The following is a 20,418-nucleotide window of genomic DNA, read 5'->3' on the forward strand; positions in this document are numbered from 1 at the left end:
CCTGACGGGCGGTTGAATTTACTCTTCTGTTTTCTCGGTGGCTTCGGCTTCTTTTGCTTCTTCAGCCTCGTTGTCCTCATCTCGCGTACGTCGCTTACCGACATAGAAACGAGAGAAGAAAACGCCCACTTCAAACAGGCAGTACATCGGTATCGCCAACAACGTTTGCGAGAAGACATCTGGCGGAGTCAGTAACATCCCGACGACGAATGCTCCCACCACAACGTAAGGTCGTTTCTTACGTAAATCTTCAGGTGTCGTAATGCCCATCCAGCATAGCAGCACAATGGCGACAGGGACCTCAAAAGAGACACCGAAAGCCATAAATAGCGCCATTACAAAGCTGAGATAGCTGGCAATATCTGTCGATACCTGCACGCCTTGCGGAGCCGTGTTAGCCAGAAAACCAAACGCCAACGGGAAGACGACAAAATAGGCGAATGCCATGCCGATGTAGAACAACAACGAGCTGGAGACCAGCAGCGGCACAACCAGGCGACGTTCATGTTTGTACAAAGCAGGCGCAATGAATGCCCATACCTGGTAGAGGATCACTGGCGCTGACAGGATCAGCGACACCATGAAGGTTAACTTTATAGGGGTAAAGAACGGTGAGGCCACATCGGTGGCGATCATCGTTGCACCCTGCGGCATCTGTTTAATCAGCGGTGCCGCAACCATATGGTAAATGTCGTTGGCAAAGTAAACCAACGCCAGAAAGATCACGATAACCGCAATAATGCAGTTCAGGAGTCGCTTACGCAGCTCGATAAGATGCGTAATGAGCGGTTGGGTATCTTCTACAGCCATGTTTACGGTTTATCACTCGACGAGGGGGAGGATTCGACAACAGGTGCGGCAGCTTTCTTTTCTGCATCCATCAACGTGGCGGAAGTGTTTTCCGTCTGCTCTGGCGTTTTAGCACCCGCGGATTCCGGTTTTTGCTCCGGCGAACTGGCCTGGTTTTCAGCGGCGGCAGGGGTAACCCCTTCTCGCTGCGCTTCACCTTCTTTCACCACCGGATTATGGATAGTGTGCGCTTCATCGCTCGCTTTCTCAGGATCGTGCACGCTGTAAGAACGCTTCATCGATTCCGCCGCTTCACGCAGCTCATCCATTGACGCTTTCAGCTCCGGGGTCAGATTTGTCAGGCTCGCTTTCTCTACTTTCTTCAGGCTGTCCTGAAACTCCTGAAGCTTAAGCTCCTGGGTCAGTTCATTCTGAACAGTAGTTGCAAGGGAACGCAAAGCGCGAACCCAGCCAGCAACCGTTTTTACCGCTACAGGTAATCGTTGCGGCCCCAGAACAATGAGGCCGATCACGAACACCAATAACAGTTCGCTAAAACCGATATCAAACACGGATTATACCTGCTCTTTATCTTGGCTTTTGGCGTCTTCCTTTTTCACTTCACCCTGCTTATCGGTGATGGATTTAGCAGTAAAATCAGCGTCCTGGCTGGTCTTATCTTGCTTAGGCTCATCATCACCCATCGCTTTTTTGAAGCCTTTGATCGACGCGCCAAGATCGGAACCGATGGAGCCGAGTTTCTTGGTGCCAAATAGCAGTACAACGATGACGGCAATGATCAACAACTGCCAAATACTGATACCACCCATACATGTTCCTCTGTCATAGATGATGAATTAATAAGGCCGTAGTATACGTTACACGACCTGCCTTGGGCGATGAAAAATTCAGCGCATTTTGCGCCAGCCGATCAACCAGGCTATGACGCCTCCCGCCATTAACCAGCCCGGCATAAGCCCCCACTCAGGGCGGCTTACCAGCAGGAATGTTCCACTTAGCAACAATGTTGCGCCAATGCCCAATAAATAACGGGATTGTCCCTGGCGTACATGATTCGCGTGAAGCTCGCGGGCAATCTTATCAACACTGTGCTGTAAATATTTGCCCTGGCGCAAACTGTCATACACCAGTTCAGGTATTTCTGGCATTTTTTCGACCCAGAACGGTGCTTTTTCTTTAAATGCCCTAACGAGCGCTGGAATACCGACCTGATCTTTAATCCAGGATTCGAGGAATGGCTTAGCCGTTTTCCACAAATCTAACTGCGGGTAGAGTTGTCGTCCGACACCTTCAACGTACAGCAGCGTCTTCTGGAGCAATACCAGTTGAGGCTGAACTTCCATATTGAAGCGGCGCGCAGTGTTGAACAGATTCAACAGCACGTGACCAAAGGAAATCTCCGCCAGCGGCTTTTCAAAAATCGGCTCGCACACGGTACGAATGGCAAATTCAAACTCTTCCACGTTGGTATCCGGCGGAACCCAACCAGAATCTACGTGCAGTTCAGCAACTTTGCGGTAATCGCGGTTAAAGAACGCAATGAAGTTTTCAGCCAGGTAGCGCTTATCTTCTTTGTTTAAAGAGCCCACAATCCCACAATCAATACCAATGTATTTCGGGTTTTCAGGGTGCTCATAACTGACAAAAATGTTCCCGGGATGCATATCCGCATGGAAAAAGCTGTCGCGGAATACCTGAGTAAAGAAGACCTGAACACCACGCTCGGCCAACAGTTTCATATTGGTGCCGTTCTTCTCAAGCGTGGTGACATCTGAAACCGGGATACCATAAATGCGCTCCATCACCATCATGTTCTGACTGCAGTAGTCGGAATACACTTCCGGGATGTACAGCATCGGACTATCTTCAAAATTACGTCGTAGCTGAATGGCGTTCGCCGATTCGCGCAGCAGATTCAGTTCATCGATCAACGTTTTTTCATATTCACGGACGACTTCTGTTGGTCGCAGGCGACGCCCATCTGGCAGCAGACGAGGAACCCAACGAGCCAGGCGGTAGATCAGTTTTAAATCCGCTTTGATGACCGGAAGTATGTCCGGGCGAATAACTTTGATCACCACCTCTTTGCCATTCGATTTCAACCGCGCAGTGTGGACCTGAGCAACAGACGCAGATGCCAGCGGCGTGATCTCAAAATCATCAAACCATTCCTCGACGGGCAGCCCGCCCATAGCCTCTTCGATTTGTTTTTTCGCTCTAAGGCCATCGAACGGGGCAACCCGATCCTGCAATAGCGCAAGCTGATCGGCGATGTGCGGAGGGAAAAGGTCACGACGGGTAGAGAGCATTTGCCCAAACTTGATCCACACCGGGCCGAGTTCCTGTAAAGCCAGTCTCAGCCTTTCTCCCAGCGGTTTGTCTTTATGTCGGTTGGGCATCCAGAACAACGAGTAACGCCACAACCGAAGCGGCAGCGTGATTCGCATTTTGGGGATGAGTTCATCAAGACCGTAGCTTAAAAAAGTGCGAATGATGAAATAAAGGCGCCGTACTTCACCTGGCGTCATTTGGCCTCCAGTTTTTCCAGCCGTTTGGCCAGAGATTCAACCGCGCGCTCAACGGCTGCCATTTCTTCAGCAAACCATGCAACCTCTAGTGGACCAGGAGCCATGCGCCACTCTTCAGTGATCGCTTCGGCGACATAGCGCTGCTGGCGCTGAAAGTTATGGCACAGGAACTTCGCTCCACCACGCAAGACTTTGCTGACCCCTTCCGCGACGATATCGCCGGTATAGGGTGCTAACAGTTCTGCAGGATCCAACTCCGCCAGATCGGCCAGCGCAACAAAGTTCTGTACTACCTGGATATCGCCCTGGACTTCCAGCTCACCGCTGCGGATAAGCGTGGTGAGTTGCTGTCGATCACGCAATTTCGGTAACACACTGGCATATGTGATTACGGTGCAATCGGCTTCGCCTTCCCATGCCCCCAGCACATCGACCTGGCGCTCGCTAAATACCAGGACTAACGGTGTTGAAAATCCTTTGAGATCAACACGCAGCACCTTACCCTGTAAACGCGTTCGGGCTGACTTCAGCGCAGGAGAACGGTACAGAAAGGTGTTGAGCAGATTTTCAACGCCTGCGGTTACTAAGGGTTTTAAAGGCATCCCCACTCTCCTGTCAGAACTTGTAACCACGATGCAGCGCAACGACACCTGCTGTCAGGTTGTAGTAATCAACGCTTTCGAACCCGGCATCTTGCATCATTGCTTTTAAGGTGTCCTGATCGGGATGCATACGGATGGACTCCGCCAAATAACGGTAGCTGTCCGCATCGCTTGCTACCATTGAACCTATGCGCGGCAGAACATGGAAAGAGTATGCGTCGTAGGCTTTGCTCAACGGTTCGATGATGGGTTTGGAGAATTCCAGCACCAGTAGACGTCCGCCTGGCTTCAATACGCGGTACATGGAGCGTAATGCTTTGTCTTTATCCGTTACGTTGCGCAGACCGAAAGAGATGGTGATGCAGTCAAACGTGTTGTCAGGGAAAGGTAATGCTTCCGCATTCGCCTGAACGTACTCAACGTTACCTACCACGCCAATATTACGCAGCTTTTCGCGACCCATTTTGAGCATTGAGTCATTGATATCCGCCAGCACAACTTTGCCGGTTTCACCAACCATGCGAGAGAATTTCGCCGTCAGATCGCCGGTACCGCCTGCTAAATCGAGAACGGTTTGCCCGCGACGCACGCCACTGCAATCAATGGTGAAGCGCTTCCACAAACGATGAATGCCAAATGACATTAAGTCATTCATAACGTCATATTTAGACGCCACAGAATGAAAAACGTGGGCCACCATGTCAGCTTTCTGCTCTTTAGCGACGGTCTGAAAGCCAAAGTGCGTCGTTTCTTGTGAATTATCCACCATCTCAGTGCCTGCTCATCCAAAAAATGTTCGAGAAGTGTAACAGATTGGGCCAATTTGCCCTACCCTTCTACCGGGTTCAACTACCCCAAATGGACTAGTTTGATTGCTGATTTACCGCTTCATCCTCGGGGTAAGACGCATCTTGTTGCGTCTCAGGGACCGAGCGCAAGCGGCATTCCTCATCCTGTGTAGTAGCTTGTTCAGCCAGCTCAGGATTTATCTCGCGCTTAATTTCCACGCCTAAACTACGAAAAGCTTCTGCCTGCGACAGGACGTTTCCACGACCGGAAGAGAGTTTTTTCATCGCCTGTCGGTAGTTGTCCTGGGCTTTGTCTAGGCTTTGACCTATTGCCGACATATCATCCACAAACAACCGCATCTTGTCATAAAGTTTGCTGGCCCGATCGGCAATTTGTTGCGCATTACGACTCTGATGCTCGTAGCGCCACAGGTTGGCGATCGTGCGCAATGCCACCAACAGCGTGGTAGGGCTCACCAGCATAATGTTATTTCTAAGCGCTTCGGTAATCAGTTCGGGCTGTCTGTCGAGCGCCAGCAAAAAAGCGGGCTCAACGGGGATAAACATCAGCACGTAGTCAAGCGTACGCAGCCCAGAAAGCTGCTGATAATCTTTGCGCCCCAGCAGTCGAATATGGTTGCGCACCGAGGCGATGTGCTCCTGCAATGCACTTTCGCGGGTGTATTCATCTTCTGCGTTAAAATAGCGCTCATAGGCGACCAGCGTCATTTTCGCATCGATCACCACATCTTTACCCTGCGGTAGCCGAACGATGACATCAGGCTGCATTCGCGAACGGGCGTCGTTTTCGATGCTGACCTGGGTTTCATATTCATAACCTTCACGCAGACCAGAGGCTTCGAGTACCCGCGTGAGTACGACCTCTCCCCAGTTACCCTGCGTTTTGTTATCGCCTTTTAATGCCCGCGTCAGGTTTACCGCTTCCTGCGCCATCTGCGCATTCAGTTGCTGGAGATTACGAATTTCGTGTGCCAGGGTATGGCGTTCTTGTGCCTCTTTACCAAAGCTATCCTGAACCTGGCGACGAAAACCGTCCAGTTGTTCACGAAGCGGCGCAAGCAGGCTGTTCAGACTTTGGCGATTTTGCTCATCAACACGGCGGTTGCTGTGCTCAAAAATACGATTCGCAAGATTTTCAAACTGTTCACTCAGACGCTGTTCGCTGTTGATCATCTGGCGGATTTTATCTTCCGCATGCTGTTGCGTTGCTTCCAGCCGGGTAGTGACTTCACGGAGATCGGCTTCCAGAGAGGTGTTGATACTGTGCAGACTGCGTAATTCGTTATTGAGGAGTTCGCACTCATCACGCCAGTGAGCTTCCTGCGAGAGCTGCTGGCGAGCGGCGCTTAGCGCAATATCCAGTTCACGTCGCTCTTCGATGAGGTCGGCACGGATTTGATCGGCGCGTGCTTTTGTCGCCAGCCACCCTACCAGTAGCCCTGCGGCTAACGCCAACACGGCACTCATCATAATTGAAATATCCACAACGCCCCCTTACAGCAACGACTTACCCGCACAAAATAGAATTGTGCTGTATAAACGTCCAGTTTAAAAGGAATTTCCTGCGAGGCACTACGCAAAATAAAAAGGCCGAACGCGTCGGCCTTTTTGAATAGAAGGGAGAATTACAGTAAACGACGCGCGGCTTCTACCACGATTTTCACCGCGTGACTTTCCGTTTGTTTCATCGTTTCCGCATTAGGGATCTCTTGCTGAGTACGGTTCACGATAACACCCGCGACCATACCGGCACGCAGACCCTGGCTTGCGCACATGGTCAGCAGCGTAGCAGATTCCATTTCGTAGTTCATAACGCCCATAGACTGCCACTCTTCCATTGAGCCTTTGAAACGACTCACGACGCGACCAGAGAAGGTGTCATAACGCTCCTGGCCTGGGTAGAAGGTGTCAGAAGACGCAGTAACACCCACGTGAGTGGTGGCGCCGATAGATTTCGCCGCTTCCACCAGCGCGGTGGTGCACTCGAAGTCCGCAACGGCCGGGAATTCCATTGGTGCGAAGTGTAGGCTTGCACCGTCCAGACGAACAGATGCAGTGGTAACCAGTACATCACCCACGTTGATATGCGGCTGGATAGCGCCAGTCGTACCGATACGCAGGAAGGTACGAATGCCCAGCTGTGCCAGTTCTTCTACGGCAATAGAGGTGGACGGGCCGCCGATACCGGTAGAGCAAACGATCACGGCTTTACCATCCAGCTCAGCACGCCAGGTGGTGAACTCGCGATGAGATGCCAGCTTAACCGGCTTATCCATCAGCGCGGCGATCTTTTCCACACGCTCCGGGTCGCCAGGGACGATAGCAAGCGTAGCCCCTTGTAAATCGTTCTTAGTGAGGCCGAGATGAAAAACATCAGACTTAGACATAAAAACTCCTCTGTGAATCGGTTTTGTCAGAAGAAGCAAAAACACACTTTACCGAAGGCATAAACATATTTTCGTGACAGTCATCACTATGATGTAAATCAATTGCATTCGATTACCATTAAATGGTGATCTTTATCACATAAATGATGCGATATAAGTAAGCCCTGCACAAAAGATAGACCGTTTAAGGCAATGTGGTTCGTTGCATGTGTCTATAGTTAACAATGCGCTTTTTTGCTGAATATTTAAGGGTACGGAGAATACCATGACAACACGACAATCTGGCTTTGCACCTGCTGTATCTCCACCGACGTCTACCACGGTTCACACCCCGGATAATGCAATTATCGCCGGTGTAACGTCCATACCTTCACAAGGCGATGATATGCCAGCGTATCACGCACGACCAAAACAGACTGATGGCCTGCTGCCCGTAGTCATTGTCGTGCAGGAGATTTTTGGTATTCATGAGCACATTCGTGACGTTTGCCGTCGTCTGGCTCTGGAAGGGTATCTGGCTATCGCACCAGAACTCTATTTTCGCGAAGGCGATCCCAATGACTTTGCCGATATCCCTACGCTGCTTAGTGGCCTTGTCGCCAAAGTGCCTGACTCTCAGGTACTGGCCGATCTGGACCACGTCGCTAGCTGGGCCTCCCGCAACGGAGGAGATGCGCACCAGTTGATGATCACCGGATTTTGCTGGGGTGGACGCATCACCTGGCTGTATGCCGCACATAATCCGCAGTTAAAAGCGGCCGTGGCGTGGTATGGCAAACTGGTGGGTGACAAAACCCTCAACTCGCCAAAACATCCCGTTGATATCGCAACCGATCTTAACGCCCCCGTTTTGGGGCTTTATGGTGGCCAGGACACCAGCATTCCGCAAGATACCGTTGAAACAATGCGCCAGGCGCTACGCGCCGCCAATGCTAAAGCGGAAATCGTGGTCTATCCCGATGCCGGACATGCGTTCAACGCCGATTATCGCCCGAGCTATCACGAAGAGTCCGCGAAAGACGGTTGGCAGAGAATGCTGGAGTGGTTCGTGCAATACGGTGGGAAGAAATAAACGTTAATTGCCCGGTGGCAGCGACGCCTGACCGGGCCTACAACTATTGCGATTTCCTGTAACCCGGGTAAGCGCAAGCGCTTCCCGGGCAATGAATTACGCCTGACGCAGATTCTGCGCCGCTTTGACCATGTTCGCCAGCGCAGCACGGGTTTCCGGCCAGCCGCGGGTTTTCAGGCCGCAGTCCGGGTTCACCCACAGACGTTCTGCTGGAATGCGCTGCTCGGCTTTCTTCAACAGGGCTTCAATCCACTCCACGCTCGGAACGTTCGGCGAGTGAATATCGTATACGCCCGGCCCGATTTCATTCGGATAGTCGAACTCTTCAAACGATTCCAGCAACTCCATATCAGAGCGCGAGGTTTCAATGGTGATCACGTCCGCATCCAGCGCCGCAATGGAGTCCATGATGTCGTTGAACTCGCAATAACACATGTGGGTGTGGATCTGGGTTTCATCCTTCGCTACCGCCGCGTTAATGCGGAAGGCCTCCACTCCCCACTCCAGATACGCCGCCCAGTCGCTGCGACGTAGTGGTAAACCTTCGCGCAGTGCCGGTTCATCAATCTGGATGATGCCGATACCCGCCGCTTCCAGATCCGCCACTTCATCACGCAGCGCCAGCGCGATCTGCTTCGCGATGGTTTCACGCGTCACGTCTTCACGCGGGAATGACCAGCAGAGAATGGTCACCGGACCGGTCAGCATGCCTTTTACCGGTTTGTCGGTCAGCGACTGGGCATATTTCGCCCACTCCACGGTGATCGCTTCCGGGCGGCTGACGTCGCCAATCACCACCGGCGGCTTCACGCAGCGAGAACCGTAGCTCTGCACCCAACCGTTCTGGGTAAAGACGAAGCCGTCCAGGTGTTCGCCAAAGTATTCGACCATGTCATTACGCTCGGCTTCACCGTGTACCAGCACGTCGAGACCCAGACGTTCCTGTTCAACAATCGCCTGTTTAATATGTTCCGCAATTCCGGTGCGATAGTTACCAGCATCCAGGTTGCCCTTTTTGAAGTCCAGGCGCAGGCCGCGAATTTCTGTGGTTTGCGGGAATGAACCGATAGTCGTAGTCGGCCATGCCGGCAGATTAAAGCGGGCACGTTGCGCCTCGGCACGAACCGGGTAAGCGTTAGCGCGCTGGCTGTCCTGGGCGGTGATTGCCGCCAGACGTTTTTCCACTGCGGCGTTGTGTACGCGGGTAGAGTGACGACGAGCCTGAATCGGTGCACTCCACTCGACAATTGCTGCCGTATCACCGCTATTCAACGCATCGCGCAGCAGCGCCAGCTCGCCGCATTTTTGCAGGGCGAAGGCAAACCAGCTCTTCACTTCTGCATCAAGGCGGGTTTCCACACTGAGATCGATTGGGCTATGCAGCAGGGAGCAGGAAGAAGCCACCCACAGGTTACGTTTCCCGACGATATCTTTGATTTGTGCGTATTTTTCGCTGAGATCGGCACGCCAGACGTTGCGGCCGTTCACCAGCCCCGCTGACAGCAGCCAGTCGGCTGGCAGACGCGTGTGCAGCTCGGCTGCATCATCTTTGCCGTGCACGAAGTCAACGTGCAGCCCCTGTACCGGCAGGGCGGTAATGGTATCCAGGTTTGGCGTTACGCCTTCGAAGTAGGTGGTCAGTAGCAACTTCACCTGACCCGTCAGCGCGTCATAAGCAGGTTTGAAGGCGTCCAGCCACGCTTGCGGCAGCTCCAGTACCAGCGCGGGTTCGTCAATCTGCACCCACTCAATACCGCGTTTCGCCAGCTCGCCCAGCACCTGCTGGTAAACCGGCAGAATGTCGTTCAACAGGCTCAGGCGATCAAACTGTTCGCCTTTCACTTTACCCAACCACAGGTAGGTTACCGGCCCCAGCAGCACAGGCTTCACCTTGTGACCGAGCGCCAGCGCTTCGTCCACTTCATCCAGCAGTTGGGTCCAGGTCAGTTTGAACTGCTGACCTTTAGTGAACTCTGGCACCATGTAGTGATAGTTGGTGTTAAACCATTTGGTCATTTCTGCCGCCGCTGCGGGTTCACCCGTTGGTGCGCGGCCACGGCCAATGCGGAATAAGGTATCGATATCGACCGAGCCGTCTTTATTTTGATGGCGAGCCGGAACGTTGCCGAGCAGCAGGCTGGTGGTCAGCACGTGATCGTACCAGGCAAAATCACCCACCGGCAGCAGGTCAACGCCCGCCTGCTTCTGCTGATCCCAGTGGCGGGCACGCAGCTCGCGGCCAACGGTCAGCAAATCTTCGCGGGAAGAATTTCCCGCCCAGTAGCTTTCTTGCGCTTTCTTCAACTCGCGACGCAGGCCAACACGAGGGAAACCGAGGGTGTGATTCAATATTGTCATTTTTCTTCCTCTAATTATATGTAAATCCTATGGATTTTGAATTTAGGGAAGGCGGCAAGTTTACTCATCCCCAGGAGCTTACTGAAGTAAGTGACTGGGGTGGGGAAACGAAGCCAACGCACCATAAATTTAAAAGACGAAGGATTTTAGCCATCCAGATGTTTACACATCCATAATTGGCGGTTACTGTATATTCCTCAAGCGCAATTTGTTCATGCCGAAGTGAAGGACTTTCATGATCGAGATTAAACACCTGAAAACGCTCCAGGCGTTGCGGAATAGTGGTTCTCTGGCAGCCGCAGCGGCGACGTTGCATCAGACCCAATCCGCCCTTTCTCACCAGTTCAGCGATCTGGAGCAGCGCCTTGGCTTTCGACTTTTTATCCGTAAAAGCCAGCCTCTGCGCTTTACGCCGCAGGGAGAAATCCTGCTGCAGTTAGCCAATCAGGTGTTGCCGCAAATTGGTCGTGCGCTGCAGGCCTGCAACGAACCGCAGCAAACCCGGCTGCGAATTGCGATTGAATGTCACAGTTGTATTCAATGGCTGACGCCCGCGCTGGAGAATTTTCGTGCCAACTGGCCGCAGGTGGAGATGGACTTTAAATCCGGCGTGACGTTCGATCCGCAACCAGCGCTACAGCAGGATGAGCTGGATCTGGTGTTAACCTCCGACATCCTGCCGCGCAGCGGATTGCACTACTCACCGATGTTTGATTTTGAAGTCCGCCTGGTACTGGCGCCTGACCATCCGTTGGCCAGCAAAACACAAATCACACCGGAAGATTTGGCCAGCGAGACACTGCTGATTTACCCGGTACAGCGGAGTCGACTGGATGTATGGCGGCATTTTCTGCAGCCTGCAGGCGTTAGTCCGTCGCTGAAAAGCGTGGATAACACCTTGCTGCTGATTCAGATGGTTGCAGCCAGAATGGGTATCGCGGCATTACCGCACTGGGTGGTGGAGAGTTTTGAACGCCAGGGCCTGGTAGTGACCAAAACCCTGGGTGATGGGTTGTGGAGCCGACTGTACGCCGCCGTGCGTGATGGCGAGCAGCGACAGCCGGTCACAGAAGCGTTTATTCGCTCAGCGCGGAATCACGCCTGCGATCACCTGCCGTTTGTACGGAGTGCGGAACGACCCACTTTCGATGTACCCACAGTGAAGCCACTATCACAGCCGCACCAATGATGAAGCTTGGCCAGTGAGGTTGTTGATGCCAGATAGCCAGGTTAACCAGCAGTCCGGCAGGGACATGCATATTGTTCATGATGCCCAGCGTGCCCGCATCCACCTGGGTCGCGCCGTAGTTCCACATAAAGTAACCAATGCCGGACGCCGCCACGCCAAGAAAGACCAGAATTCCCCACTGTAGCGTGGTTGCAGGCATTTTCTGCGCATTGCCCAGCATGAACCAGGCCACGACAGCCACCATAAAGGCGCCCATATAAAACCAGGCAAAGGCGTTGTGCTGCGGCATTGGCCGCGTCTCCATCAGACGTTTATAGCCCACCATACCAATCGCAAAGCTGATATTGGACAACTGCACCAGCAGCAGACCGGTCCAGAAGTGGCTGGTCACCTGATCGTAACGAATGATCCCCGCGCCAATCACCGCCAGTAACGCACTAAAGGCGTAACTCCAGCGCAGACGACGCCCGCTCATCAGATCATAAATCAGCGTAATGTAGAGCGGCGTCAGCACGGTAAAGAGCAGCAGTTCTGAAACCGTCAGGTACAGATAGGCGTGAAAACTCAGCATGTACATAATGCCAAGCTGCATGGCACCCACCAGCATATACAGCCCGATCGTTTTTACGCTGTGCCCACGAGTACGTAGAAACGGCAGGAACACCAGCGCCGCCAGCCCAACGCGCACCAGCACCGCAAAATAGCTATCGACATGACCGGCAAGGTACTCGCCAAACAGGCTAAAGGAAAAGGCCCACAGAATTGTGGTAATGATGAGTAACGCCACAATGGATGTCTCTTAACAAAAGGTACACCCATTGTAGCGAAGTTTTTAGTTGACAACTGGTCAACTAACGAACAGAAGGTTACTGCAAAAACAGTTCACGCAGATAGTGTGGCACGGCATCGTCGGCATTAAGACCAATGACTTCCAGTTCCGGGTGCAGATCCTTCAGGCGCTGGTGGGCGTTGCCCATGATGCAGCCTTTACCTGCCATGGAGAGCATTTCCGCATCGTTCATCCCGTCGCCAAAGGCGATGCAGTCTTTCAGGCTGTAGCCCATCGCTTTTGCTACCGCTTCCAGCGCATGACCTTTCGATACGCCGCCAGCCATGACTTCCAGACAGGTAAGCGTAGAGAAGCTGACGTTGACGCGATCGCCCCAGCGGGCGTTAATCGCCTGCTCCAGCGGCAGTAGCCTTTCGTGAGAGTCGGTGGTGAAGAACACTTTGCTGACGCCCTCAGGCTCCAGTAATGCAGGTTCAAACAGTGAATAGTTAAACACCGCTTCTTTGAAGAAACGCATTTCGTCCGGACGATGGCGATTCATAAACCACTCATCATCACGATATACGTTGGTCACGATGTCCGGGTTTGCATTCACTACGCCAAACAGGTCGCTGGCAATATCGCGATCCAGGTTATGGGAAAACACCAGATTCCCGTCAGAATCATGCACGCGCGCGCCGTTGGACGTGATCATGTAGGTTTTAATGCCGAGGTTATCGCGAATTTGCCCCACATCAACATGATGACGGCCAGTCGCAAACACGAAGTTAACACCGCGAGCGGTCAATAACTTCAGCGTCTCTTTGGCATAAGGGGACAGAGTATGGTCGGGAGAAAGCAGCGTACCGTCTAAATCAGACGCAACAACCTGATACATAAGAAAATTCAACCTCTAGGCAAAGCGGGTTCCGCTGGATGAGTTATGCTTGTCGAAAAATTCGACAATAGCGTTAAGCGCGACTGAGCGCATGGCGTCCTTTTCAAAAAGGATCTCATGGTACGCGCCTTTGATGACAAGCGGCTGACCCCCTTCTACAGGATGGCCCGCTGCGGCGCGGAGTTCACAAAAACGATCGTGCATGCGGTTATCTACCACACGCTCTTCTTCAGCCTGAATCAGCAGCGTCGGCGTCGCATCATCCCCGGCGCCAGCCAAAACCTGTTCGCCAGCCAGAATCCCTTCACGTACCCAGTGATAGGTGGGGCCGCCAACGCGCAACCGCGGCTCATCAGCATAAAAGCGTAGATTGCGCCGATAGCGCTGTCGACTATGGGTTAACGCATTCATACCGAACGGCAGCGCCCGCCAGCGCCCGGTTCCCATCGCATAGCCTTCGCGGATCCGTGGATGCCCTTCGGCCCAGTCCAGTATATGGCGCACCATCCAGTCGGGAAAGCGCATCACAATACCAAACATCGGTGCGCAAAGCGCGATGGCATCACACTGATTCGGGTGGCGCTGCAGGAATAACGTGGCAATCGCCCCGCCCATTGAATGCGCCAGGATATAGCGTTTTCTCCACGGGCCGGGTAGCACTTCCTGCTGCCAGAAGGCGGTTAGATCGTCGACATAATCATTAAAGTTATCGACATGACCGCGATGCGGATCCGAAAGCATACGCCCGGAACGCCCCTGGCCACGGTGATCGATAATGAGAACGTCAAAACCAGAATGAAACAGGTCATACGCCAGTTCAGCGTATTTCACGTAACTTTCAATGCGTCCAGGACAGACGACGATGACGCGATCGTTTTTTTCTGCATGAAAACGAACAAAATGTACGGGAATATCATCCACGCCCGTAAATTCCGCTTCTTCCCGCTGACGCCAGAAATCTGTCAGTGGCCCCATGGAAAAAGCAGCAAACGCGTTTTCTCTTGTTTCCCAGTCTTTTTGCTGCTGAAACATCGGGTATCCAGCCTCGCTGACCAAGTAAAATCGTTTTTTTCGCCGTCACTGACACAACCTAACGGCAGTAGCGTATTGTGGCATAAAAATAGACAATCCGGGAGTTTCTCATGACCTTTGAATGGTGGTTCGCCTACCTGCTGACCTCTATTATTTTGAGCTTGTCCCCAGGCTCTGGCGCAATCAATACCATGACCACCGCCATCAGCCACGGATATCGCGGTGCCAGCGCGTCGATTGCGGGTTTGCAGACCGGGTTGGGTATTCATATCGTTCTGGTTGGCGTAGGACTGGGAACGCTATTTTCACGTTCGGTGATCGCATTTGAGGTGCTGAAGTGGGCGGGAGCGGCCTATCTGATTTGGCTGGGTATTCAGCAATGGCGCGCGGCGGGTGCTATCGATCTGAATACCATGGCGAATACGCAATCGCGCAGCCGGCTGTTCAAACGCGCGGTCTTTGTTAATCTGACCAATCCCAAGAGCATAGTTTTTCTTGCCGCTCTGTTCCCGCAGTTCATCCTGCCGCAGGAACCGCAGTTGATGCAGTACGTGGTGCTTGGCGTCACGACCATCGTGGTCGATATCATTGTGATGATCGGTTACGCGACGTTGGCCACGCGCATTGCTGGCTGGATTAAAGGGCCAAAGCAAATGAAGGCGCTCAACAAAGTGTTTGGCTCGCTGTTTATGCTGATAGGCGCCCTGCTGGCATCGGCAAGGCATGCCTAGCAAATGGAACGTCGCTCGCAATGAAATGCTATCTGTAAGAGCCTCTGAACATGGCTTTTCGTACTTCGCCGCAAAGGGAGAAAAGCCTTTTATCCTGTACTGTTAGACGTTGATTGCTAATGCCAGAATGCTGCCATATTCACCACTCACGGATGATTAACGATGGCGGAAGTAACAACACCACATGACGCAGTATTTAAAACCTTCCTCTCCCGCGTGGAAACCGCGCGGGACTTTATCGAACTTCATCTTCCTCCCTCGTTAATCAAAATATGCAAACTGGAAACGCTCCGTCTGGAATCAGGCAGTTTTGTGGAGGACGATCTGCGCCCCTATTTCAGCGATATTCTCTACTCACTGGAAACCACCAGCGGACATGGCTATGTACATGTGCTCATTGAGCATCAAAGCTCACCGGATAAGCATATGTCATTTCGTCTGATGCGCTACGCTATCGCAGCGATGCAACGTCATCTTGAGGCGGGAAACGACACTCTGCCGCTGGTTATTCCAGTGCTCTTTTACCATGGCAAGCAAAGCCCCTGGCAAGGTTCGATGAACTGGCTGGATCACTTTGAGGATTCAGCGACCGCCCTTCAACTTTACAGCACACCGTTTCCGTTGGTGGATGTGACAGTTATTCCAGATGATGAAATCATGCAGCATCGCAGCATGGCGGCACTGACATTAGTACAAAAACACATTCGCCAGCGCGACATGGCGCAGTTGCTGGATAAACTTACCCGCCTGTTTATGCTGGAGAAGATGAGCGGACAACAAATAACCGTGCTGGTAAACTACATGGTGCAAGCAGGGAATACACAAGATGTTCAGACATTATTGTATAAGCTGGCACAGCGGGTGCCGCAGCATGGAGAAAAACTGATGACAATGGCGGATCAACTAAAGCAGATAGGCCGTGAAGAAGGGAGGCGCATTGCCCTTACTGATGTAGCAAAAGCGATGCTCGAGCGAGGTCTTGATACCGACGCGATTATGGAAATGACCGGCCTTTCGAAGGATGAGCTACAGAAGCTTGCGCAATAAGCCGCATACCGCCTGGGAGTCCCAGGCGGGCAACAAACTTAGCGCGAAATAATCAGATGGATACCAAAGCCTGCGAACAGCGCACCGGCAAAACCATCAATCCACTTCGCCAGACGCTGATAGCCACGACGCATTTTCGGGAGCGCAAACAGGCTGGCGACCACGGTAAACCACGCCAGTGTTTCCACGATAATCAGAGCAAAGATCCCCCAACGCGCGCCCGTTCCCACGTTGTCGCCAACGAACAATGAGAAGACGGAGCCAAAATAGATAATGGCTTTAGGGTTCGCCAGGTTGGTCAGCAGACCTTTCAAAAAGCTGCGTCCGCTCTGCGCCAGCTCCACCTGCGGAGTGGGCGCTGCAACATCCTGTTTTTTAAACGCGCCGCGCAGCATCTGATAACCCATCCAGCACAGATACAGCCCCCCGCCGACCATAATAATGGTATGCAGCCAGGCCATTTTTTCGATAATCAGATGCAGGCCGAGCAGTGCCACGCCAGCCCAGACCATGACGCCGCAGGTAATGCCCAGCACGCCCATCATAGCTTCTTTGCGCGAACGGCTAACCGCAGTTTGAGAAACAAAAAAGAAATCGGGACCGGGGCTCATCAGCGCAACGATATGCACCAACGCAACGGTGAAAAATAGCGTTAACATAAAAATGACTCGCGGGGGAATAGTTCAGTGAGTCACCATCCTGGCACTTTTTTGCCCGGCTGACTACTCTTCGTCGTCACCATCAACGTGTGCGCGAATAAGCGCCATAAACTCTTTACCGAAACGCTCCAGTTTACGCATCCCCACACCGTTGACGCTTAGCATTTCACTCGGTGAAACCGGCATCTGCTCCGCCATTTCAATCAGCGTGGCGTCGTTGAACACCACGTACGGCGGAATGTTCTCTTCGTCGGCAATGGCTTTACGCAGCTTACGCAATTTGGCGAACAGTTTGCGGTCGTAGTTACCACCGAAGGATTTCTGCATCGCACGCGGTTTCAGCGCCACAATACGTGGTACAGCAAGCTGTAACGCAACGTCACCGCGCAACACCGGACGCGCGGCTTCGGTTAGCTGTAACGCGGAGTGATGAGCAATATTCTGCGTCACCAGGCCCAGGTGAATAAGCTGGCGAATAACGCTCACCCAGTGTTCGTGGCTTTGCTCGCGACCAATGCCATAGACCGGCAGTTTGTCATGAGCCAGTTCGCGAATACGCTGGTTATTCGCTCCGCGCAGCACTTCCACGACGTATCCCATGCCGAAGCGTTGGTTAACACGGTAAATCGTCGACAGCGCTTTGCGCGCATCCATAAGTCCGTCGTACTGTTTTGGCGGGTCGAGACAGATATCGCAGTTGCCACACGGCTCCTGGCGCCCTTCGCCAAAATAGTTCAGCAACACCAGACGACGACAGGTCTGCGCCTCGGCAAACGCCCCCATCGCATTGAGCTTATGACGTTCGATATCCAGCAGTTGCCCGGCGGGTTTCTCTTCGAGGCAACGGCGTAGCCATGCCATATCAGCCGGATCGTAAAACAGCATCGCTTCCGCCGGCAGGCCATCACGCCCGGCGCGGCCGGTTTCCTGGTAATAGGATTCGATGTTACGCGGAATATCGAAATGCACCACGAAGCGTACGTTAGGTTTGTTGATCCCCATACCGAACGCCACGGTCGCCACTACGATTTGTAGGTCATCACGCTGGAATTTCTCCTGCACCTCGGCGCGTACGGCATTTTCCAGCCCGGCATGATAAGCCCCGGCGCTGATGCCACGGCTTTGCAGACGCGCGGCGGTGTCTTCGACTTTGGCGCGACTGTTACAATAGATAATGCCAGACTTACCGCGCTGCTCTTGCACGTAGCGCATCAGCTGATCGAGCGGCTTAAACTTCTCCATCAGCATGTAGCGAATGTTCGGGCGGTCAAAGCTGCTGATCTGAATTAACGGATCGTTCAGTCCCAGCAGACGCACAATGTCCAGTCGGGTTGTCTCATCCGCGGTCGCGGTCAGCGCCACAAACGGCAGGGTTGGGAAACGCTGACGTAACTGACCCAGCGCAGCGTACTCGGGGCGGAAATCATGCCCCCACTGCGAAATACAGTGCGCTTCATCAACCGCCAGCAGCACCGGATTCCAGTGCGCCAGATGCTCAAGGAAGTTATCCAGCATCAGACGTTCGGGCGCAATGTACAGTAAGCGAATCTGCCCGCTGCGACAGCCCGCCATCACCTCAAGCTGCTGTTCACGACTTTGAGTAGAATTCAGGCACGCCGCCGCCACGCCGTTGGCTAGCAGTTGATCGACCTGATCTTTCATCAGGGAAATCAGCGGAGAAACAACAACGGTGAGTCCGTTTAGCAATAATGCGGGAATTTGATAGCACAGGGATTTACCGCCGCCGGTCGGCATAACGACCAGGCAGTCGCGACCAGAGAGCACGGTATCAATGATTTCTTCCTGACCGGGGCGAAACTGTTGGTAGCCAAAGGTTTCCTGCAAAACCTGTTTAGCGCCCATTTCCAGATTCAACACTTCCGCCTGCGCCACATTAACCCCATTCGCCTGAAATAAAAACAGGCGCTATTTTCAGCGCCTGAGAGAGAAACTGCAATGATTAAAATACTCTCAATACTTATCAGAAGATATCGTTGAGCATCACGCCCACACCAACACGCGTCTGATTGAAGTTGTAGTCAATCAGCGATTCGCCGTAACCACTGTAGACCTGAGTGTATAGACGCACATGCTTCGTGATGGGATAACTGGCCCCCAGCTCTGCGCCGCCGTAGCCGGTATTCCAGTTGTACTGGCCTTTCACGCTGATAACCGCGTCACCCAGGTGATACCCCATTTTCAGCTGATAGTAGCCCATGTATTTAGTGATATCAGGGTTATCGTCGGTGCTACCAATCACGTACCACGGCTTAACTTCCACCAGCCAGTTACCATTTTCAGCCATCAGACGGGTATAAAGACGGTTCCAGCTACGTGACGTGGGATCGGAACGGCCGTTGGAGTCATGGTTATAACCCATTTCGACATCACGAAGAGTCCAACCGGCAAAGCGATAGTCGGTGGCGAAACCGAGGAACAATTGCGGTTCGTAGTTGGTTTCGCGAAACGGTGAAGACTCTTCACTGTTCGAAAGCTGCCACCAGGACTTCTGGGTATAGGAACCGCCAAGTACCGAGTTTGGGCCTAATATCCCGCGCCAGAGCGGAAACGCCAGGCTTAGCTGAAACTTAACTTCATCTTTGCGCGCATTTTCGGACCAGCTATAACTGCTGATCGCCTCTTTGTTCATGTCGCTGGTATTGGTGTAAATAAGATAGTTGGTGTCATAAGGATAAAGCGTGAAAGGGTTGTCATGTTCCTGCAGCATATTAGCGATAATACTGCCACGAACCGCCGGTGCATCATGAATCTCTTTCACTGTCGCTTCCTGCGCATACGCGGTCAACGGCAGCATAATTGCTGGTAGTAACCATCCCAGAATCGCCCGCATCGGTAATGTTCTCCTGAACCAAAATATTGATGAATTGTATAATTATCTGGCAAGTATTCTACATACTTAGCTAGTTCCTCGTTAGTTATCCCGTCCTAAAGTAGAAAACAACAAATAATAAGCATAATATCAACATTTCATTAACCGTAGAGATGTAGGGATCGTATGTCTGCCGTACTTACTGCTGAGGAAGCGCTGAAGTTAGTGGGTGAAATGTTTGTCTATCATATGCCGTTTAACCGGGCGCTGGGACTGGAGCTCGAACGCTATGAGAAAGAATTTGCTCAATTAGCCTTTAATAACCAACCGATGATGGTCGGAAACTGGGCGCAAAGCATTCTGCATGGCGGCGTGATCGCCTCGGCGCTGGACGTCGCCGCCGGGCTGGTATGCGTTGGGAGTACGCTGACCCGCCATGAAACAATCAGCGAGGACGAACTGCGTCAGCGGATGTCACGCATGGGTACAATCGATTTGCGTGTTGATTATCTGCGCCCCGGAAGAGGGAATCGCTTTACCGCCACCAGCAGCCTGCTGCGGGCGGGTAATAAAGTCGCTGTTGCACGCGTGGAATTGCATAACGAAGAACAGCTTTATATTGCCAGCGCAACCGCCACTTATATGGTGGGGTAAGTGCCTAAAAAAAGGTAAACTGCTGTTACATTTCTGCAATGAG

The 20,418-nt window shown here is 52.7% G+C and carries 20 protein-coding genes; 5 read left to right on the forward strand and 15 right to left on the reverse strand.

The features are described 5' to 3' along the window. Positions 1-18: 18 nt before the first annotated feature. The 8 genes from tatC to udp form a co-directional block, all read right to left on the reverse strand. Positions 19-810 carry a Sec-independent protein translocase subunit TatC gene (gene tatC, locus C2U43_RS25170; protein ID WP_003828911.1) on the reverse strand — a complete coding sequence of 264 codons (792 nt, stop codon included), beginning with the start codon at positions 808-810 and terminating at the stop codon, positions 19-21. A gap of 2 nt (positions 811-812) precedes the next feature. Continuing rightward, positions 813-1,361, reverse strand: coding sequence for a Sec-independent protein translocase protein TatB (tatB, locus tag C2U43_RS25175; protein ID WP_008787098.1), 549 nt, complete (start codon positions 1,359-1,361; stop codon positions 813-815). A 3-nt stretch (positions 1,362-1,364) separates the two neighbouring features. Beyond that, positions 1,365-1,619, reverse strand: coding sequence for a Sec-independent protein translocase subunit TatA (gene tatA, locus C2U43_RS25180; RefSeq protein ID WP_003017888.1), 255 nt, complete (start codon positions 1,617-1,619; stop codon positions 1,365-1,367). 78 nt (positions 1,620-1,697) lie between these two features. Further along, positions 1,698-3,338: a ubiquinone biosynthesis regulatory protein kinase UbiB gene (gene ubiB, locus C2U43_RS25185; protein WP_003828916.1), complete on the reverse strand. Its 1,641-nt coding sequence runs from the start codon at positions 3,336-3,338 to the stop codon at positions 1,698-1,700. Further along, the gene (gene ubiJ, locus C2U43_RS25190) at positions 3,335-3,940 is read right to left on the reverse strand and encodes a ubiquinone biosynthesis protein UbiJ (RefSeq protein ID WP_103285953.1); all 606 of its coding nucleotides are present in this window, start codon (positions 3,938-3,940) and stop codon (positions 3,335-3,337) included. Before ubiJ ends, ubiB begins: the two co-directional genes overlap by 4 nt. A 13-nt stretch (positions 3,941-3,953) precedes the next feature. Then, positions 3,954-4,709 carry a bifunctional demethylmenaquinone methyltransferase/2-methoxy-6-polyprenyl-1,4-benzoquinol methylase UbiE gene (ubiE, locus tag C2U43_RS25195; protein ID WP_003017897.1) on the reverse strand — a complete coding sequence of 252 codons (756 nt, stop codon included), beginning with the start codon at positions 4,707-4,709 and terminating at the stop codon, positions 3,954-3,956. Between the two features lie 94 nt (positions 4,710-4,803). After that, positions 4,804-6,234 (reverse strand): DNA recombination protein RmuC, encoded by a 1,431-nt coding sequence (gene rmuC, locus C2U43_RS25200; RefSeq protein WP_103285954.1) that lies wholly within the window; start codon positions 6,232-6,234, stop codon positions 4,804-4,806. A gap of 140 nt (positions 6,235-6,374) precedes the next feature. Next, positions 6,375-7,136 (reverse strand): uridine phosphorylase, encoded by a 762-nt coding sequence (udp, locus tag C2U43_RS25205; RefSeq protein WP_003828923.1) that lies wholly within the window; start codon positions 7,134-7,136, stop codon positions 6,375-6,377. Between the two features lie 265 nt (positions 7,137-7,401). Here udp and C2U43_RS25210 point away from each other — a divergent pair, with 265 nt between their 5' ends. Further along, complete coding sequence (locus C2U43_RS25210) at positions 7,402-8,208, forward strand: dienelactone hydrolase family protein (protein ID WP_003828924.1); 807 nt, start codon at positions 7,402-7,404, stop codon at positions 8,206-8,208. Positions 8,209-8,304: 96 nt separating this feature from the next. On the opposite strand, the gene metE is transcribed toward C2U43_RS25210, so the two are convergent. Then, a complete protein-coding gene (metE, locus tag C2U43_RS25215; RefSeq protein ID WP_057067474.1) occupies positions 8,305-10,566 on the reverse strand; it encodes a 5-methyltetrahydropteroyltriglutamate--homocysteine S-methyltransferase in 2,262 nt (753 codons plus the stop codon). Between the two features lie 235 nt (positions 10,567-10,801). Between metE and metR the strand changes: the two genes are divergently transcribed. Beyond that, positions 10,802-11,755 carry an HTH-type transcriptional regulator MetR gene (metR, locus tag C2U43_RS25220; protein WP_003017908.1) on the forward strand — a complete coding sequence of 318 codons (954 nt, stop codon included), beginning with the start codon at positions 10,802-10,804 and terminating at the stop codon, positions 11,753-11,755. On the opposite strand, the gene C2U43_RS25225 is transcribed toward metR, so the two are convergent. The 3 genes from C2U43_RS25225 to pldB all read right to left on the reverse strand — a co-directional run bounded on the left by C2U43_RS25225 (position 11,643) and on the right by pldB (position 14,454). Next, on the reverse strand, positions 11,643-12,542 hold the full coding sequence (locus C2U43_RS25225; protein ID WP_003828930.1) for a carboxylate/amino acid/amine transporter: 900 nt from the start codon (positions 12,540-12,542) through the stop codon (positions 11,643-11,645). The genes metR and C2U43_RS25225 overlap by 113 nt on opposite strands. 79 nt (positions 12,543-12,621) lie before the next feature. Further along, positions 12,622-13,422 (reverse strand): sugar/pyridoxal phosphate phosphatase YigL, encoded by an 801-nt coding sequence (yigL, locus tag C2U43_RS25230; protein ID WP_008787091.1) that lies wholly within the window; start codon positions 13,420-13,422, stop codon positions 12,622-12,624. Between the two features lie 15 nt (positions 13,423-13,437). Next, entirely contained in the window at positions 13,438-14,454 is a 1,017-nt protein-coding gene (gene pldB, locus C2U43_RS25235; protein ID WP_003017911.1) for a lysophospholipase L2, read from the reverse strand. Between the two features lie 110 nt (positions 14,455-14,564). Between pldB and rhtB the strand changes: the two genes are divergently transcribed. Both rhtB and C2U43_RS25245 read left to right on the forward strand, forming a co-directional pair. Beyond that, positions 14,565-15,185 (forward strand): homoserine/homoserine lactone efflux protein, encoded by a 621-nt coding sequence (rhtB, locus tag C2U43_RS25240; protein WP_003828938.1) that lies wholly within the window; start codon positions 14,565-14,567, stop codon positions 15,183-15,185. 162 nt (positions 15,186-15,347) lie between these two features. Further along, entirely contained in the window at positions 15,348-16,232 is an 885-nt protein-coding gene (locus tag C2U43_RS25245) for an Rpn family recombination-promoting nuclease/putative transposase (protein WP_103285955.1), read from the forward strand. A 38-nt stretch (positions 16,233-16,270) separates the two neighbouring features. Here C2U43_RS25245 and rhtC read toward each other — a convergent pair whose 3' ends face one another. The 3 genes from rhtC to pldA form a co-directional block, all read right to left on the reverse strand. After that, positions 16,271-16,891, reverse strand: coding sequence for a threonine export protein RhtC (gene rhtC, locus C2U43_RS25250; protein WP_003828942.1), 621 nt, complete (start codon positions 16,889-16,891; stop codon positions 16,271-16,273). 63 nt (positions 16,892-16,954) lie between these two features. After that, positions 16,955-18,784 carry an ATP-dependent DNA helicase RecQ gene (gene recQ / locus C2U43_RS25255; protein WP_008787089.1) on the reverse strand — a complete coding sequence of 610 codons (1,830 nt, stop codon included), beginning with the start codon at positions 18,782-18,784 and terminating at the stop codon, positions 16,955-16,957. A gap of 88 nt (positions 18,785-18,872) precedes the next feature. Beyond that, a complete protein-coding gene (gene pldA / locus C2U43_RS25260) occupies positions 18,873-19,742 on the reverse strand; it encodes a phospholipase A (RefSeq protein ID WP_003828947.1) in 870 nt (289 codons plus the stop codon). Positions 19,743-19,907: 165 nt separating this feature from the next. On the opposite strand from pldA, the gene yigI reads away from it, so the two are divergent. Next, positions 19,908-20,375, forward strand: a complete 468-nt coding sequence (gene yigI, locus C2U43_RS25265) for an acyl-CoA thioesterase YigI (RefSeq protein ID WP_003017917.1) — start codon at positions 19,908-19,910, stop codon at positions 20,373-20,375. The last annotated feature ends 43 nt before the right edge of the window (positions 20,376-20,418 follow it).

Source organism: Citrobacter freundii complex sp. CFNIH9, assembly GCF_002903305.1.
GTDB lineage: Bacteria > Pseudomonadota > Gammaproteobacteria > Enterobacterales > Enterobacteriaceae > Citrobacter > Citrobacter portucalensis.

What these genes read in the sequence shown, in the direction of transcription:
- ubiJ (WP_103285953.1), bottom strand. Translation starts at nt 3,940, where the DNA reads ATGCCTTTAAAACCCTTAGTAACCGCAGGCGTTGAAAATCTGCTCAAC.
- yigL (WP_008787091.1), bottom strand. Translation starts at nt 13,422, where the DNA reads ATGTATCAGGTTGTTGCGTCTGATTTAGACGGTACGCTGCTTTCTCCC.
- tatA (WP_003017888.1), bottom strand. Translation starts at nt 1,619, where the DNA reads ATGGGTGGTATCAGTATTTGGCAGTTGTTGATCATTGCCGTCATCGTT.
- udp (WP_003828923.1), bottom strand. Translation starts at nt 7,136, where the DNA reads ATGTCTAAGTCTGATGTTTTTCATCTCGGCCTCACTAAGAACGATTTA.
- rhtC (WP_003828942.1), bottom strand. Translation starts at nt 16,891, where the DNA reads ATGTTAACGCTATTTTTCACCGTTGCGTTGGTGCATATCGTTGCGCTG.
- tatC (WP_003828911.1), bottom strand. Translation starts at nt 810, where the DNA reads ATGGCTGTAGAAGATACCCAACCGCTCATTACGCATCTTATCGAGCTG.
- pldB (WP_003017911.1), bottom strand. Translation starts at nt 14,454, where the DNA reads ATGTTTCAGCAGCAAAAAGACTGGGAAACAAGAGAAAACGCGTTTGCT.
- ubiE (WP_003017897.1), bottom strand. Translation starts at nt 4,709, where the DNA reads ATGGTGGATAATTCACAAGAAACGACGCACTTTGGCTTTCAGACCGTC.
- metR (WP_003017908.1), top strand. Translation starts at nt 10,802, where the DNA reads ATGATCGAGATTAAACACCTGAAAACGCTCCAGGCGTTGCGGAATAGT.
- metE (WP_057067474.1), bottom strand. Translation starts at nt 10,566, where the DNA reads ATGACAATATTGAATCACACCCTCGGTTTCCCTCGTGTTGGCCTGCGT.
- ubiB (WP_003828916.1), bottom strand. Translation starts at nt 3,338, where the DNA reads ATGACGCCAGGTGAAGTACGGCGCCTTTATTTCATCATTCGCACTTTT.
- pldA (WP_003828947.1), bottom strand. Translation starts at nt 19,742, where the DNA reads ATGCGGGCGATTCTGGGATGGTTACTACCAGCAATTATGCTGCCGTTG.
- C2U43_RS25245 (WP_103285955.1), top strand. Translation starts at nt 15,348, where the DNA reads ATGGCGGAAGTAACAACACCACATGACGCAGTATTTAAAACCTTCCTC.
- C2U43_RS25210 (WP_003828924.1), top strand. Translation starts at nt 7,402, where the DNA reads ATGACAACACGACAATCTGGCTTTGCACCTGCTGTATCTCCACCGACG.
- rhtB (WP_003828938.1), top strand. Translation starts at nt 14,565, where the DNA reads ATGACCTTTGAATGGTGGTTCGCCTACCTGCTGACCTCTATTATTTTG.
- yigI (WP_003017917.1), top strand. Translation starts at nt 19,908, where the DNA reads ATGTCTGCCGTACTTACTGCTGAGGAAGCGCTGAAGTTAGTGGGTGAA.